This window comes from Hominimerdicola alba 8 (assembly GCF_000178155.2).
GTDB lineage: Bacteria > Bacillota > Clostridia > Oscillospirales > Ruminococcaceae > Hominimerdicola > Hominimerdicola alba_C.
In genome coordinates this window covers 1-16,521 of the sequence record NZ_ADKM02000044.1, presented here as the reverse complement: position 1 = coordinate 16,521, position 16,521 = coordinate 1, and the positions used below count along the sequence as shown (strand labels likewise).

The following is a 16,521-nucleotide window of genomic DNA, read 5'->3' as shown; positions in this document are numbered from 1 at the left end:
CAGCTTTAGTATAAATGAAATTTACATTACACTTTTTACCGAATCAAAGTCTGAACCTGCACTTGTAAGTTTTTCTACTCCACACCCCAAAAAATCAAAAAAATCACTGGTGACCTTCCTTTTTCCAAATCAGATAATAGATGAGCTGGATGCCAAAGTCAATAATGAAAAAAAATATATTACAGATAAAGACTATCAAGAGTTCCTGCTGAAAAGTACAAAGAGCAATAAGATAAGCAAAGAATTATTCAATATTTTTGCTATAAATAGAGAATCTGAATCTAGATTTATAAACACTATACAGATGCATTTTATTGATATGCTTAAAAATGCCAATTTCAAACAGCCGGAGTTGAATGACCTGCTGCGTGAATTAATTAATGATGTCATTGCGCCAGCCGTCGTTTGCAATGAAGCATATATGGCATTTAACAGCCTGATTGAAAGCGGCAATCATGATGATGTTTCAAAAGCAATTGCCAATATCTTCATATGTGCAATGCTTGGACTTTATTCAATAAAATTCGGTGACAGAAACGAGAAATATCACAGGGTCTATCTACTCAATGACATCGGTATGAAATATGTGTGGACTCCACATCTGATGCAGGATAACTATGTCAAGCTTCAAGATGCACTCTATTCTTACACCAATGGAGCATATGAATCGGCATACACAGAGGCTGCCGCATGGCTCGCGGCGAACGGCAGTAATTCGTCAAAAAAGGATCAAGCGACAGCTATCCGCTTACTCGGTGCTTGCCTAGTGCGCCACTCTGAAAAATGTGAGAACATCATCCAAGCCGACAGAGAAATGTTGAATAAACTCCTAACAGTTGAGCTTCCTGATAAAAACGAGAATACTACCGCAAAGGCGTTTAATGAAGAATGTCACACCAGTGGCATTAACTTGCTAAAAAAAGCTGTCGAGCTGGATGTCTACCAATCCGAGGCCCAATTTCTACTTTATGAAGAATACAAGGAAAAAATATCAAAGAAAGCTTACACCCACCTGAGACACGCCTTTCAATGCACATATGTTAAGGCTGTGTTCGAGGTAGCAGAGCTATATATAAATCAACAGCAAATCAAAGAAATAACAAAAAATGACATAATTAAAAAGCTGTCTGGTATAATATCAAGCGGTCAATATCGCTCTGATTTCGAGGTCAGCGAGGCTCTCTATCTCCGCAGCAAACTCAATCCGTCGAACGATGAAAATGACATTTCTAAGGCCGCAAGTATGGGGCACGAGAAGGCCAGACAAGAAATGAGCCGCGAGAAGCGCAACCGCTTCCACGTGATGCCAAAATTTATATACAAAAAAAATTCCCCCTGTTGCTTTACTAATTCTCTGAGCAAACACGCCCGCAATTTCATTGCAACTCTTCCCAATGAAAAATGGAATCTCTATGCCACGGTCAAGACAGATTCACTTAGCAATGTTCAATACATTTCAGAAGCCAAACAACTCATTAATATTAAATTTCTCAATCCGGAGATTGCATACGACAGTAGAATAATTTTCTTGTTTATGAGTTCTGATGAAAATCGAAATCTTAATGAATGTTTAGAACTGCTTGACGAGCTCTTCAATTCAGCCCTCGATTTGCCAGAGGAACAGAAGAATAACTTGATCGACAGCATAGATATTTTTGTAAGTTCACGCTTCGAGGTTGCTTCAGCCCTAATAGATGCAAGCATCAGTGATATGGGAAATATATATTTCAAGGTGCATATTCTTGATGAGGCTCGGGACAGTGCTCACAAACTACTGTGTGACGCACCACTCTTTCTGCCACTAATCACAGAACCCCGACATGAGAAGGATATAAATGCCGTTCTCTTTGGAAGTAGCGAGACCAATTACCATATATTAAAAGAAAGCATAGCCTGTGCCTATCTAGGAAAAGATACCAAAGTGAATATCACACTAATCGGTTCTGAGGCAGAACACTTAGAAAAACGCCTTAGACAAGAGTGTCCTGGACTTTACAATGAATGCAATATTGAAACAATTGGCCACTATTTTATAAAATGCAATATCGATGAGGAAGATTTTCCTTCTATAATTTATGGCAAAAAAGAATCTTATGCTGATGAGAAGCTATTCCAAACGCTCAGTAAGGCCAACTATTTTGTGGTTGACCTCGATGATGATACGAAGAGCATAAGATTTGCGATGGAACTCAGGACGTGGCTGCTGCGAAGTGATATGACGTTCGAGCGTGCTCCATTTATAGGCGTCAAATGTAAAGAACCCAGAAATTCGTATCTGGCAGCCCATTTAACCCTTTCCGGTCAAAGGGCGGGCAACACATATTACAGTAGTTATGACCTTTTCGCCTTCGGTCCGGGAGACCTCTACACATATCATCGGCTTGCAGAAGAGCCTCTCCTTGAGCATGTTGCACTTCAAATGCACAAATGTTATTCGCAAAGCGACGATAGAAAGGCTGAGAATGACTATTACAGCTTTTCTTACTATTACGACAGCTGTCTGCTAGCTGCAATAGGTCTGTGCTACCGTATGTTTGCGGCTGGTGCTCACTTTGCAAGAAAAGAAGAATATATAGATTTTCACGCATATAACTCAGCAGAGTTGCTAGTAGAATCTAATGATGCTATCCACAACAAACTGAACCAGCTTGCTGAACTTGAGCATCACAGATGGGTTGGTTTTGAACTAACTAGAGGCTGGGAACCTGCAGATTTCGAGCAGGTGATTGCCTACAAAGAGCAATCCACTGGCAGCGCCCACGTTCACAAGCTTGCAAAACTACATCCGTTTATAAGACCATATGCCGACCTTGAAAGCGAGGATATCAAAAAGATAATGAAGTTACTCAAAACAAAGTATGATTACAGCAAACATCCAAAAAATACAACAAAACAAAACATACTTGACACAGAGAAATTCCTTGAAAGTCCAGCCAATGATAATTCCCGCTGAATAACTGCATAAAAAATGACCTCAGTGAATAAACTGGAGCAGCACACTCCAATCTGTCTGAGGTCATTTTTCTTTCGTACTATCCCTTTCACTCATCACCAGAAAATCCCAAATAGAAATACTCCAAACTTCCGCAAAAAAACTTTCAAAAACTCGTACCATAGTTTCGAAAATTGAAACGTAAGCAGTATTCGTCGAGCGACAGCATGAAATGCATACACTCGGTGTCGTGGTATATACAGTGGGCTATAAACAGATAGATACTTCATCATTCGAGGCATCACTCGTGACTGCAACGAAGAGATCATAGTCAAGTCAAGGGGAAAAGCGAATGTCACGCTGCTACCAAGATTCAGCTGTCATTCACTCAGGCACACATTTGCCACTAGGCTTTGTGAGTCGGGGGTTAACATCAAGGTCATTCAGGATGTATTAGGTCATGCAGATTTTAATACAACGATGAACGTCTACACGGATGCCACCAAGGACTTGAAGCAGAGAGAGTTCAAAGAATTTGATCGTTATATAAATAAAAATGAGTATAGTAATCGCTGATACCCAATAAGTAAAATAACCGCTGAAATAGCTTATCAGCGGTTATTTTATGTCTTAATTTTTGAAATTCTTAATAAATGATGCGAATTCTTTTTCTGTGAGCAAATAAACATCTTTGAAATAATATCCTACATATTTTGAAAAATACAGCGGTGTGTAACGATTTCCGATACATTCATGAATTCTTCTGAATTCATCAGGATTTTTATCTCTGCTAACAACTACAATGTATGTAAAATGTTTTCGAGCGTATTCTGTAATATCATCTCCAAATAATCCTTTATGAGCAAAAGAATCTAATGTAAACAAAAGCCATAGGCTACCAAACATTTTTTGTCTTATCGATGACAATACTTCACTATTGTACTTTTGACCTTCGGAAGTGACTTTATAGATAGGACAATTCTTAAATTCAATGAAAAACCACTCATTATCACGATCAACGCACATAGCATCAACTGCATGCGGTTGTTCAAAATAATTAAGACTACGTTCTTTTTTCATATATTGAAGAAAAGGTTCCGTCATATCATCAAGTTTTACAGCATCCATGTTTAATAGTTTTCCATCATATAGATAGAATTGTTTTTTCTTATTATTGTCATCAAGAGAAGCTTCTTGCATATTTGACAATACATTATCAGTATCTATACTTAATAACGTGTTGAATATGCTACAAAAGTTTTTAAAATACGAGTTGTTGATTTTTTTGTATTTAGGTTTATTCTTCGACATCCTCTTGCTCCATGTCGTATTCAAATTCTAGATCAGCGATTTTAAAAGATCCTGTTGAAAGATTCTTTTTTAATTCTTCTGGATTTTTTCCATAGTATTTCATTATAAAACCTTTTTCGGTTGAATCTGGAATATAATAGTTGCCATTGTCTAATGTTCCATACTTTTTCATGAAGAAATCTATAGATTCGAGAAATTGAAAGCTGTGAGTTACCAAAAGAACTGTAAGATCAAAAGTCTTCTGAAGAATTACGATCAGTTCAGCGTATATAATCTGCCATTCGGAATGCAGGTGAATTTCCGGCTCATCGAGAATAAGCACATCTTTCTTTTTCAGTACACCTGTTTCAAGAAGTCGTTCAATCAAAGCAAACGATTTCAAACCTGCCGACATATTTCTGAAATCAACCGATATGCCATTTTCTGAATAATAGTATTTCTCATGATCAATAATAGTTTCGCCACAATACGCCTTTTTAATAATTTTTCTGACATCTTCAAGCTCTTTTTTATTCAATACAGAGTCAATAATATTTGTCATAGAATCCTCATTTATATCTGCTTGAGCCTGTTGTATAGCATCTATTACGTTTCGACTCATTACACTACTACCCCATGTGTACAATCTATGTTCGTTAAGGATATCCAAGCTAAATGGAGTATTTATATAATAAGCAGAGTGTTCAATAGGAGAAACTAAATCACAATTGCAACTATATTTTTTTAATTTAATTGTATTTTTAAAATCCTGTATTTCTCCGGATATATAACATTGGCTTCTATTAGAAGATAATACATTCTTAACTTGCCCATTCATAACACCTGTAATATAGCGATAAACATATTCATTTAAAATATCTTTTTCAGGGGTGTTTAGATATTCAACTAGTGCGACAAGTCTGTCTTTAGGAATCTTTACCGAATAAATGGATTCTATATATTCTTTAACTTCATCTAATGAATATCTATCAACATGCTTAGCAATATATTCCAAAGAACTTTCTGTATAAAGCATACTAACAGACGAATTCATAGAGTGAGAAACATAGTTTCTCACCGTAGTCTTTAGCTTATTATTTTTTTGAGCATCAATCTTATTTTTATAATCATTCAAAGCATTGTAAAATGAAAACAAGGCCTTACCAACTGTACTCTTTCCAGTATTGTTTTTGCCGCAAATGACAGTGATGCCATCTAACTTAATATCAGCCTCTGCGATCTTTCCAAAATTTTTGATCTTGAGATTCATAACATCACTCCTTTCATCCAATTCAGATTTCTCTTTACATTTTACTATATTTTTTCCATCATGTCAATATGATACCATAGATGCTTTTATATAAATTATGTTCTGCTTCTGCTTTTTTATGCATAGAAATCAATACCACCACTAAAGTGGTGGTTTGCTCTGCCCCTAAAAGGGGCTATTACTGGCTAACCCTCTCAAAGCGGGTACTGAATTATTATCATTGCATTACTTGCACCGCCACCCGTAAACGGGTTACATATTTATCAGTCAAAGTATGCGTAAATCCTTTAGTATGCTTTTGACTTTCTGGTTTCGCCATATGTTTCTCTTCGGGAAACTTTCATGTTAAAGCTTTTTATCTCCCCCGGTAGAACCGGGGGTTATTTACGCTAAAGTGCCAATTAATAACAGAGAGCCGAGAACACTCGACTCTCTTTATATCACATATTATATTTTCCCGCCCATTTGATGCGAATTTGATGTTTTGATGCGAAAAAATGTAATTTTGGCACCTCAAAACCCGCCTGAATACGCACTTTTATCAGTCGATGGACTTCATCGTCGGGAACAACAAAACATCCCTGATAGCAGGCGAATTAGTCAGAAGCATCACAAGCCTGTCGATGCCGTAGCCGATGCCGCCTGTAGGAGGCATGCCTATCTCAAGAGCGCGAAGGAAATCCTCGTCAGTGCGGTTAGCTTCTTCATCGCCGCTGCTCAGAGCCTCTTCCTGAGCCTTGAAACGCTCGCGCTGATCGATCGGATCGTTCAGTTCGCTGTATGCGTTGCACATCTCCCAGCCGTTGATAAACAACTCAAAACGCTCAACATAGTCAGGAGCATCAGGCTTCTTCTTTGTCAGAGGACTGATCTCGATCGGGTGATCCATGATGAAGGTAGGCTGTATCAGATGCTCTTCAACATACTCTTCAAAGAACAGATTGAGAATATCTCCCCTCTTGTGCCTGTCCTCAAATTCGATGTGCTTTTCCTTAGCCAGAGCCTTAGCTTCCTCAGTGGTCTTGATCTCGTTGAAATCAACACCCGCATACTTCTTGACAGCATCTATCATAGTCAGACGCTCAAACGGCTTGCCAAGATCTATCTCATGCTCACCGTAAGGAATAGTCGTGCCGCCGCATACAGTCTGCGCCAGATGCCTGAACATATCCTCAGTCAGATCCATCATGCCGTGATAGTCAGTGTATGCCTGATAAAGTTCCATCAGCGTGAACTCAGGGTTGTGCCTTGCATCTACACCTTCGTTGCGGAAAACTCTGCCTATCTCGTAAACTCTCTCCAGACCGCCTACTATCAGTCGCTTGAGATACAGTTCCAGCGAGATCCTCAGCTTAACATCTTCATCAAGAGCATTGTAATGCGTTTCAAAAGGTCTTGCCGCCGCACCGCCTGCGTTGCTAACCAGCATGGGAGTTTCAACTTCCATAAATCCACGCTCGTCCAGATATCTTCTTATGGTGGAGATTATCTTTGAACGCTTGATGAAAGTGTCCTTTACCTCAGGGTTGCAGATAAGATCGGTGTAGCGCTGACGGTATCTTGTGTCCTGATCCTTAAGACCATGCCACTTCTCAGGCAATGGCTGTAGGTTCTTCGACAGCAGAGTGAAACTCTCCGCATGTACCGATATCTCACCCATCCTTGTCCTGAAAACAAAGCCCGTAACACCGACAATATCACCGATGTCACCCTTCTTTACATATCTGTCGAATGCTTCCTTGCCAACTTCGTTCATGCGCACATAAAGCTGTACCTTGCCGCTCTTGTCACGCAGATCCATAAAGCTCGCCTTGCCCATCATTCTCTTGGACATTATTCTGCCCGCGATGGAAACGCGAACGCGGTTCTCCTCCAGCTTTTCCGCCAGAACAGCTTCATCGTTGCCCGCCAGATCCTTGCACTTAGCTTCCTCGCGCTCATAAAGTACCTTAGCTTCCTCACAGCTTGCAGTCACATCATACTTTGTGATCTGAAACGGGTCAGCACCCTCGTCCTGCAAAGCCTTCAGCTTTTCCATTCTGATCTTCTTGTATTCATTCACCTGTTCCTGAGTAAGCTCCTGCTCCTCAGGGGCATTATTCTTTATTTCCTCACTCATTTGAATGTCCTTTCCGTCAATTCATTGTGCATCGTATCCCAGCTCTTTCGCGAACTGCTTCATTTCTTCCTCATTTTCGGTGCTGCCTTCCATAAAAAGACAAGTGTTGTCCACAACGATATAGTAAAAATGACTCTCACCGATAGTCTTCTCGGCTATCGTGTAGTTCCTGCCGTCCTCGAAATCTTCCAGTTCAGCCGCATTGCATTCATTGTAGAACTCAGTTTCAGCCACCTCACTGTCAGCACATACATAAAAGCCTGCTACCCAGCCGTTCTTTGTGGGCACTATCGCAGTCGAACCGTCCTCGCTGTCAGTGGTGTAGCCGTCTTCAAGACTTCCGTAGCCGCCGTCTTCAAGCACCTTGCCGAAGTCAGCCTGCGTTGCAGGTGTCAGACTCCGCAGTCCACACCCTGCCATCATCACAGCAGTTATAACAGACATCACCGCCGCAGACCTTCTGCGCATAAACAAGCACCTCACCTGACTTCGATATACTCGTTCTCCCATAAGGGAACGTAATATGAAAAGCGTCTTTCCGCCGCTTCCCTTTCAGCACGCTTTACTGCCTTCCAAAGAGTTTTTTCAAAAAGTTCCATACCATCGGTGCGGTACACCGCCACAGGGTTACAATGGTTCCCGATATCCCGGTATACCGATGCTGTAAAACTTTTCTCGCTATTATGCCACTATGATATCGAAGCTGTTGAGATGTTTTATATGTGCCGGCAGAGGTGTTTCCTCATCGCATACATTCATATAAAAACCCGACCCGAAGTTTATCTCCTCAAAGGCAGTCTTGCGCCCATTATTCTCTGGTTATCTCCAGTACCTCGAACTTTATCATGCCCGCAGGTGCTTCCACCTCAAAGATATCTCCGACCTTCATGTGCATTGCCGCCTTGCCTATAGGGCTTTCATCTGATATCTTGCCGTTGTCGGGGTCAGATTCGGTCGAACCCACTATCTGCAAAGTTTCTACCTCGTCCAGTTCCAGGTCTTTCAGCTTGACATAAGAGCCGACACCTATCTCGTGTACAGATACCTCGTCATCGTCAACTACAGTCGCGTTGGAGATGAGTATTTCCAGTTCGTTGATGCGCGATTCCAGTATCGCCTGTTCGTTCTTCGCTTCATCATACTCAGCGTTCTCGGAAAGGTCACCGAATGAACGTGCTTCTTTCAGTTTCTGCGCAACTTCCTTACGCTTGACGGTAACCAGATATTCCTTTTCCTCGACCAGTTTCGCGTAACCTGCTTTTGATACAGTCTTGTTGATTTCCATAGATCACACACTCCTATTCAAGATCGTTAAGACTCCCGCAGGCAAGCCCCGCGCAAGTCAGTTTTTCAAGGTCATTATCAAATTAATATTATACTATACTTTTGCATTTTTGTCAAGCACCGCCGCACATCAAAAACGCGATCCCAAAATTACAGCCGCACTTTGTCATAATTGATCTCCGCCCACATCAAAAACATATATTTTTTATCCCAATTTGGTTGTGTATTGTTCCCCCCGCCGAAGGCGGGGGGAACAATACGAAAGAACAGCCATTTGGTATCATCAGCAATACACATCAAAATTGGGAGTATTTTTTGCAATATGACTATCCCTTTAGCACACCATTGCCAAATACCTTTATCAATGAGGAAAAACTGAGTTGATGTTATCTTTCCCACGCCGCAGGCGTGGGAAAGATAACCGCCAACTGTATTCAATTCCCGATATAACATCGTTTATTTTGGTGTATCAGCGGGATAATCACATTTTGCAATATCAGCCATACGCATCAAAATCGGGAGTAAAAAGAAAAGTGTCTGCCCGATATAACGGTCACAGACACCATCATTGTAATTTCTGTCAGTTTTTAGTGAGATATGCGGAGATATCGACCTCTTTGCCGTCGCTCCACAGTCTTTCCAGCTTGTACTGGTCGCGTGTTTCCTTGTTGAAGACATGTACCACGATATCGCGGTAGTCAAGCACTATCCAGTTAATAATTATTATTCAACTGATTCATCAATATCACTACTTACCAATTCTTGATATTCTTTGTAAACATCTTTAAAACCAGTTCCGTCAATTTCAAATAAAAAATTACATATTGGTCGTTCTTTTTCTTCAATGTATACTTTAATTGTTTCACCAGCATTCATATGCTTTATAAATGCTTTATAACCCCAGTCATTTAAAATAACCCTATCTCCCGATTTTGCGTACATATAAGCATCAAAAGTATACTGTTCACCGTTTGTATATTTAAACGTGACCTCATAATCTCTTTGCTTGCTGTATGTATTATTTACTTCAATCGAATTGTACTCGTACAGAGCAAACGCCAATTTGTCATCAAATAGAATTTTTACCGTTAGTGACTCATTTTTTACTGCTGAATTTGAAAAAACTCCATCTATTATACGTCCAAAAACAAAAGGACAATTTGGATTAGGGTCACCAAATTTATCAACATAGTATTCTATTTTCCAAATACTTGTATCTAATTTGTTCGCCTCACTTTCTACATTAGATTCTGCTTCTTCAACAATCGTTGCGGTAGTTATTTGAGTTGTGGTCGTTAATCCTGTCGTAGTGCTTTGCTGTGTATCTGCCGTACTAGTGTCCCCACAGCTAGATATAATCCCTGCTACTAACATAACAATAGTAATAATAGTAATTTTTCTCATATTAATCACTTTCCCAAATCTTCTAGAATTATCTCGGACTCCACCTTAACATCAAGACACAAACTTCCTATCCGCAAGCATTGACATCACGCAGACAACAGCCCACTTTTTCAAATCAGCCTCATATTCAAGATATTATTATGACCATTATATCCTCATTGTACATACTCATTCCTTGCTGAGATACTTTGAGATATCGACCTCTTTGCCGTCGCTCCACAGCCTTTCCAGCTTGTACTGGTCGCGTGTTTCCTTGTTGAAGACATGTACCACGATATCGCGGTAGTCAAGCACTATCCAGTTGTTCGGACCGTACCCCTCAGTGTGGTGCGGCTCAAGCCCCATCTGTGTCAGCTTGAACTCAACTTCCTCAGCCATAGCCTTAGTCTGCACCGAAGAACCGCCGTTTGCTATCACAAAATAGTCAGCCAGTATCGTCAGGTCGCCAATGCCTATAGCCTGTATATCCTCACCGCGCTTTGAGTCAAGCGCCTTTACTATTATTTCCAGCTTCTGCTCGGTAGTAATTTCTGCCATAATATTCCTCCTGCTTTCCCGAACTGTTGGCAATGTCCTTAAAACACATTGCCCTCAACGGTAATTATACCATAATTCAGGGGCATTGTCAACATTTTCCCGTTTCTGCATCTTCTGCGCTCCCCCTCAGTATCGGAAGTCGTCATTCGCAGTTATTTTGTGCTTATTTTCTGTACTTTATGTACTCGTTATACGCCTCTAACGTAGAAGGCGGTATGCTGTTGCCCTTGCTGACCGAATCCCCTATCGAAAAGCGAAGCGCCTCGCACATCGCCCTTTCAAGACCCTTGTCAGCCAGCTTCCTCATTCGACCCACATCTTTATAATCGCGGTCAGCCGAGATAAGGTCAGCAATGTAGATTATCACCGCAAGCCTGCTCATGCCGCCCGCCGCGACAGTGTGCCAGCGTATCGCCCATATTATCTCAGGGTCGTGTATGTCGAACAGTTCCTGCACCAGTTCAGCCCCCGCTATCGCATGAAAAAGCGGCACAGCCTTAGTTTCTATCTCATGTACCTCCAGCCCCGACTGCTTCACCAGTTCAAGCTGTTCCTCAGCAGGCAGTTCCTTTGCGATGTCGTGCAGAAGCCCCGCCGTGTACGCCTTGTCACTGTCACAGTCATACTTCTTCGCCAGCTCCACCGCAGATGCCGCCACATTCAGCGAATGTGTGTACCGCTTTTTGGATAGATGTTCTCTCAGATATTTCTTGTAAATGCCTATTTGCTTAGTTTCTTTCAATTCAGACCCTCTTGCTTTCTATACAGCCCCCTGCTGCGTATATAGTCAGTCACCTTTTCATCTAAAAGCCCCGCGCAGTCACCGCCCGATGCCAGCATCTCACGCACCTGCGAACTGGATATCTCCAGCGCTCCCACAGGCACTAACTTCACCTCTCCGCCGACCGCTCTCAGCCTTTCCGCCGCCTCTTCCAGTTCAGCATCATCGCCGTCATACCGCGTCATGCAGATTATGCCCGCCAGCGTAAGTATCTCCTCATAGCAGTACCACTTGTGAAAACTTGTCAGCATATCACTGCCCATTATGAACCACAGCCTGTCATCGGGGTATAGCTTGTGCATCTCCCGCAGAGTTATCACCGAGTAGCTTAACCCCTCGCGCTTTATCTCAAAGTCACTGACCTCCACACCGTCAAGCCCGCTGACAGCCAGCCTGCACATCGCCAGCCTGTCCTCGCCCGATACCAGATCTTTCGCCTGCTTGTGCGGCGGTATCCTGTCAGGCAGAACTATCACCCTGTCAAGCCCGCAGTGCTTCTTCGCCATTTTCAAAAGCCGCACATGACCCTTGTGTATCGGGTCGAAAGTACCGCCGTAAATGCCGATGTTCACTTCGATTTGAACCTTATCACAGGTTCTTCCTCGTTGCGCTTGTACAGCACCAGATTTGAACCGATGACCTGCACCACCTCAGCGCCTATCGCCTCAGCCAGTTCCTCAGCGGCTTCCCTCGCGGTGTACAGCGAGTTGTCCAGCACCTTCACCTTGATTATCTCGTGTACACGCAGATAATCGTCTATCTGCGCCGTCTGCGCATCGTTCATACCGCCCTTTCCTATCTGGAAAGAAGGCTTCATCTTCATGGCTATGCTTTTTAATTCTGCTCTCTGCTTAGTTGTTATCATATTTTTTCCTTTCGTCATATATCCCGATGCCGCACCGTAATATCAGTGTGAGCCGCCATCTGCCGCTTTATCGGCACACGCATTCTCCCACGAGATGTCCCGCCGCACCATCAGTATGTTTTTCTTCGCTTCATCATTATATTATACCACATTCCATAAAAAAAGTCTACCCTTTTCAGGCAGACTTTTTCGCCCCTCCGCAAACCTCCGCAAAGGCTCTTGAAAAATAAGTCAGAAGTATCCCGTTTGGGTTGTGTATTGTTCCCCCGCCGAAGACGTGGGAACAATACAAAAGAACAGCCATTTTGTATCATCAGCAATACACATCAAAATTGGGAGTCAGAAGTTAATTATATTTAATAACAACGCCCTTTTTTTCAAGTGTACTTTCAATTTCATCGGAAAACTCAGCATCATAAACCGTAAGTTCTTTAAGGGAATCCATTTCACAAATATCATTTCCTATCTCCTTATCGGGATGCACTAATGTTAATGATACAACACTATCCATTTTATCAAGTCCGGAAATCTTTCCGCTTGTGCCGAGATACAGCGTTTCCAGCTTATCCAGCTGTGAAAAGTTATCACAATCAATATCATTCGGACAAGCGATCTCAAGTTCCTTTAGATTTTTTAGTTCATTTAATTTGTTTAAAGACAAATCTGTTGTGTTGATGATTTCCAATATTTCCATTTTTTTCAACTCAGATATATCTTCGGTAGTTGTAAAGTCGCTTTCATACGCATGCAAATAATTCAATTCGTTACATTTGTTTAAACTTGACCAGTTAACACATTTTCCTGCAATAGATATTCTTTTTAATTCAGGATTTGAAATGTCGCTTATATTGAGAGTTTCTTTTTTACCGGTATTAATAACTCCTATTTCTTCAAGTTCAGTACAGTATTTTATAAATTTTATGCACGTTTCGTGAGAAGATAATAGTTCGATTTTTTTTAATTTGTCTGAAAGATGAAAACTCCTCGTCTTATCATTATCACAATATATCAAAAACGGTCGCCCCAGATAAGGTGTAAAAATTCTTATCAATGCAATACATATAACGCACACGATAATGATGTATTTCTTCTTGTTCATATTAGTTCTCCTTAATGCTATCAGTCATTTCTTCGCTTCATCATTATATTATACCACATTTCATAAAAAAGTCTACCCTTTTCAGGCAGACTTTTTCGCCCCTCCGCAAAGGCTCTTGAAAAAATAAGTCAGAAGTTAATTATATTCAATAACAACGCCCTTTTTTTCAAGTGTACTTTCAACTTCATCGGAAAACTCAGCATCATAAACCGTAAGTTCTTTAAGGGAATCCATGTCACAAACATCATTTCCTATCTCCTTATCGGGATGCACTAATGTTAATGATACAACACTATCCATTTTGTCAAGTCCCGAAATCTTTCCGCTTGTGCCGAGATACAGCGTTTCCAGCTTATCCAGCTGTGAAAAGTTATCACAATCAATATCATTCGGACAAGCGATCTCAAGTTCCTTTAGATTTTTTAGTTCATTTAATTTGTTCAAAGAACAATCTGTTTTGTTTTCAATGATCTTCAAAGTTTCTAATTCTTTTAACTCTGATATATCCTCGGCAGTTGTAAAATTGCTATAAGAAATTGTCAATTTTTTTAACTCGGTACATTGATTCAGACTTGACCAGTTAACACCTTTTCCGCCAACAAATAAACTTTTTAAATCAGGATTTGAAATATCATCTATGTCGATTGTTTCCGGATAACACAAAACACTTAACTCTTCTAGTTCAGAACAGTATCTTATAAATCTTGTGCATGGCTCATTGGCTGATAACAATTCGATTTTTTTCACCTTATTCGACAGATGAAAAGCCTCGTCCTGAATTTTTCCATCTTTCAAAGTATGACAATATATCAAAAACGGTCGCCCCATATAAGGTGTAAAAATTCTTATCAATGCAATACATATAACGCACACGATAATGATGTATTTCTTCTTGTTCATATTAGTTCTCCTTAATGCTATCAGTCATTTCTTCGCTCAATCATTATATTATACCACATTCCCCCCATTCGCACAAGTAAAAAACGTACAATTCACATCACCTTTCAGTTTAAAATATATTTTGTGAATATTTTATATTATCTAGTAAAAAATGTAATTTTTAATTGGTTTATAACCTTATTTTTAAGCAACAATAATGACACTCAATTGTTTATATTGCCAGAAACGTTTGTGAGTTTTGTCGAAATTGTAAAAAACTATTGTAAAAACTTTTAAACAGTGGTATAATGACTGTGGGATAGTATGTTTGTTTTAAACGAGCATTCTTATTTATGGAAGGTGAAAATGATGGGTAAAAAGAATGGTTTACTTGAAAACCGCTTTTTTGATGGTTTTTCAGACACCTCAGACAGGCGGTATCTGTACATCTGCGATATGAGCAGTAATGTCACAAGATGGTCGCGCAACGCAGTCGAGTATTTCGGTTTTCCGGGGGAATATATGGATAATGCGGGCGATATATGGGCTTCACATATCCACCCCGATGACAGACAGCGTTATATCGACGATATCGCACAGATCTTTTCGGGTAAAAAAGACAGGCACGACCTCGATTACAGGGCTATGAACAAGGACGGTGACTATGTCATCTGCACCTGCCGCGGCAACGTTATGCGCGGCAATGACGGTGAACCCGATATCTTCATCGGTACTATCGAAAATCATGGTATCGCTGACAGGGTAGATGCCGCATCGGGTCTTTATAATGTTTACGAATTTTTGCAGGATATCCGCGATCTAAGACTTAGAGGCAAAACAGCGGTCGAACTGCTTATCGGCATAAACTGCTTCTCTGAGATAAACGATATGTACGGTCACAATTTCGGTGACAGGGTGCTGAAACAGGTCGGCATGGTGCTTGTAACTATCTTCGGTGAAAGCAGTAAGGTCTACCGCATGGACGGCGTGCGCTTTGCCTGCGCACTCACCGATACAGCAATAGGTCACATATATGAACTTTTCCGCAAGATACAGTTTGAGATGAAGTATAATGTGTTTGTTGACGGCATACGCATACCTATCAGCATATCGGCAGGTGCAGTAGTGCTCGATGGTGACTATGACGAATTCTCGGTGCAGAGCAGTGCGCGTTATGCCCTTGAAAGATCCAAGCACGAACAGCATGGCGAACTCTATGTTTTCGAGAACAACATGAAAGATACAGCCAAGCGCAGACTTGAACTTATCAGTGCGCTCCGCAAGTCCATGCTAAATGACTACGAAGGCTTCTTCTTGTGCTATCAGCCTTTGTTCTCTTCCGAGAGTGAGGAACTCATCGGCGCTGAGGCTCTGCTCAGATGGGAAAGCCGTGATTTCGGCACAGTGATGCCGGGGGAATTCATTCCCCTGCTTGAAAAAGACCCCAGCTTCTTTGAACTGGGCTGCTGGATACTCAGGCGCGCGCTGACCGAAAGCATGATGATGGTGGATAGGAACCCAGATTTCACGCTGAATGTCAACGTGTCATACACTCAGCTGTCCCACCCGCTGTTCCGCGAGTCGGTAAAGTCGATACTTAAAGAAACAGGCTTCCCCACACATAACCTGTGCATAGAACTGACAGAAAGCTGCCGCCAGCTTGAAAAAGTTTACTTACAGGCAGAGATAGGCTTTCTGAAAAGTCTGGGCATCAAAATAGCCATAGACGATTTCGGCACAGGCTTCTCATCGCTCAATCTGCTGTCAGACCTGTCTGTTGAAACGCTGAAATTCGACAGGGGCTTCACCAAAGATATCATGACCAACACCGCAAATCAGGCAATAATCAAAGCCATAGCCAACTGCGCCAGCGAACTTCATGTTCATGTCTGCTTAGAGGGCATGGAGTCCCGCGAAATGATAGATTTTGTGCGCCAGTACTGCATATACAGCTTTCAGGGCTACTATTTCTCACGCCCTGTGGTGATGGGTCAGTTCATGCAGATGTATCTGAAAGTCTGATAAACGAATATCCCCGATGTTTTCAAACATCGGGGATAT

The 16,521-nt window shown here is 41.3% G+C and carries 16 protein-coding genes; 3 read left to right on the top strand and 13 right to left on the bottom strand.

Features of this window, described 5'->3' with window-relative positions; genetic code table 11:
* Window positions 1-2,953 (top strand): hypothetical protein (locus tag CUS_RS04030; RefSeq protein WP_002847659.1); only part of this gene is annotated, 2,953 nt, incomplete at its 5' end.
* A gap of 267 nt (window positions 2,954-3,220) precedes the next feature.
* On the top strand, window positions 3,221-3,508 hold the full coding sequence (locus CUS_RS19055) for a tyrosine-type recombinase/integrase (protein WP_080559513.1): 288 nt from the start codon (window positions 3,221-3,223) through the stop codon (window positions 3,506-3,508).
* A gap of 54 nt (window positions 3,509-3,562) precedes the next feature.
* On the opposite strand, the gene CUS_RS04025 is transcribed toward CUS_RS19055, so the two are convergent.
* The 13 genes from CUS_RS04025 to CUS_RS03965 form a co-directional block, all read right to left on the bottom strand.
* Window positions 3,563-4,243, bottom strand: coding sequence for a hypothetical protein (locus tag CUS_RS04025; protein ID WP_037276494.1), 681 nt, complete (start codon window positions 4,241-4,243; stop codon window positions 3,563-3,565).
* A complete protein-coding gene (locus CUS_RS04020) occupies window positions 4,230-5,492 on the bottom strand; it encodes an AAA family ATPase (RefSeq protein WP_002847670.1) in 1,263 nt (420 codons plus the stop codon). Before CUS_RS04020 ends, CUS_RS04025 begins: the two co-directional genes overlap by 14 nt.
* A gap of 541 nt (window positions 5,493-6,033) precedes the next feature.
* The gene (gene lysS, locus CUS_RS04015) at window positions 6,034-7,611 is read right to left on the bottom strand and encodes a lysine--tRNA ligase (RefSeq protein WP_002847668.1); all 1,578 of its coding nucleotides are present in this window, start codon (window positions 7,609-7,611) and stop codon (window positions 6,034-6,036) included.
* 21 nt (window positions 7,612-7,632) lie between these two features.
* On the bottom strand, window positions 7,633-8,079 hold the full coding sequence (locus CUS_RS04010; RefSeq protein WP_002847660.1) for a hypothetical protein: 447 nt from the start codon (window positions 8,077-8,079) through the stop codon (window positions 7,633-7,635).
* Window positions 8,080-8,419: 340 nt separating this feature from the next.
* Window positions 8,420-8,896 (bottom strand): transcription elongation factor GreA, encoded by a 477-nt coding sequence (gene greA / locus CUS_RS04005; protein ID WP_002847665.1) that lies wholly within the window; start codon window positions 8,894-8,896, stop codon window positions 8,420-8,422.
* A 579-nt stretch (window positions 8,897-9,475) separates the two neighbouring features.
* The gene (locus tag CUS_RS18520) at window positions 9,476-9,601 is read right to left on the bottom strand and encodes an RsfS/YbeB/iojap family protein (RefSeq protein ID WP_002847663.1); all 126 of its coding nucleotides are present in this window, start codon (window positions 9,599-9,601) and stop codon (window positions 9,476-9,478) included.
* A gap of 17 nt (window positions 9,602-9,618) precedes the next feature.
* Entirely contained in the window at window positions 9,619-10,299 is a 681-nt protein-coding gene (locus CUS_RS18515; protein ID WP_002847655.1) for a hypothetical protein, read from the bottom strand.
* A 168-nt stretch (window positions 10,300-10,467) separates the two neighbouring features.
* Window positions 10,468-10,836, bottom strand: a complete 369-nt coding sequence (gene rsfS, locus CUS_RS03990) for a ribosome silencing factor (protein WP_002847669.1) — start codon at window positions 10,834-10,836, stop codon at window positions 10,468-10,470.
* A 163-nt stretch (window positions 10,837-10,999) separates the two neighbouring features.
* Window positions 11,000-11,578 carry a bis(5'-nucleosyl)-tetraphosphatase (symmetrical) YqeK gene (yqeK, locus tag CUS_RS03985; protein WP_002847664.1) on the bottom strand — a complete coding sequence of 193 codons (579 nt, stop codon included), beginning with the start codon at window positions 11,576-11,578 and terminating at the stop codon, window positions 11,000-11,002.
* Entirely contained in the window at window positions 11,575-12,189 is a 615-nt protein-coding gene (nadD, locus tag CUS_RS03980; RefSeq protein ID WP_002847656.1) for a nicotinate (nicotinamide) nucleotide adenylyltransferase, read from the bottom strand. The genes yqeK and nadD overlap by 4 nt, the downstream gene beginning before the upstream one ends.
* The gene (locus CUS_RS03975) at window positions 12,186-12,482 is read right to left on the bottom strand and encodes a YhbY family RNA-binding protein (RefSeq protein ID WP_002847666.1); all 297 of its coding nucleotides are present in this window, start codon (window positions 12,480-12,482) and stop codon (window positions 12,186-12,188) included. The genes nadD and CUS_RS03975 overlap by 4 nt, the downstream gene beginning before the upstream one ends.
* Window positions 12,483-12,828: 346 nt before the next feature.
* Complete coding sequence (locus CUS_RS03970; RefSeq protein ID WP_002847654.1) at window positions 12,829-13,581, bottom strand: hypothetical protein; 753 nt, start codon at window positions 13,579-13,581, stop codon at window positions 12,829-12,831.
* A 135-nt stretch (window positions 13,582-13,716) separates the two neighbouring features.
* Window positions 13,717-14,481, bottom strand: a complete 765-nt coding sequence (locus tag CUS_RS03965; RefSeq protein ID WP_002847667.1) for a hypothetical protein — start codon at window positions 14,479-14,481, stop codon at window positions 13,717-13,719.
* A gap of 348 nt (window positions 14,482-14,829) precedes the next feature.
* On the opposite strand from CUS_RS03965, the gene CUS_RS03960 reads away from it, so the two are divergent.
* Entirely contained in the window at window positions 14,830-16,482 is a 1,653-nt protein-coding gene (locus tag CUS_RS03960; RefSeq protein WP_002847658.1) for an EAL domain-containing protein, read from the top strand.
* The last annotated feature ends 39 nt before the right edge of the window (window positions 16,483-16,521 follow it).